The organism is Paraburkholderia sp. SIMBA_053, assembly GCF_046534895.1.
Lineage (GTDB): Bacteria > Pseudomonadota > Gammaproteobacteria > Burkholderiales > Burkholderiaceae > Paraburkholderia > Paraburkholderia caledonica.
On record NZ_JAWRXU010001076.1, the window covers coordinates 1 to 257 of the forward strand.

The 257-nt window shown below is 71.6% G+C and carries 1 pseudogene; it reads right to left on the bottom strand.

The features are described from left to right. Positions 1-257: pseudogene (locus SB753_RS38940) on the bottom strand (F0F1 ATP synthase subunit beta); the annotation flags it as partial.

The following is a 257-nucleotide window of genomic DNA, read 5'->3' on the forward strand; positions in this document are numbered from 1 at the left end:
GGCCGCCGTTCGATTTGCGACGGAAGTGCCTTCCCGCCGTCGCACGCCCTGCCCGTCACGTCGATCAGCCTGCCGAGCACGGCCTCTCCGACCGGCGCTTCGATGGCGCCCCCAGGTGCCTCGACTCTCGTGCCGCGCCGCAAACCCGCGGTCGTCTGCAGCGCCAGCGCGCGGACCGTCGTCTCGCTCAGATGCGCCTCGACTTCAGCGAGTACCGGCGCGAGATCGTCGGGCACGACGACGAGCGCCTCTCCGAG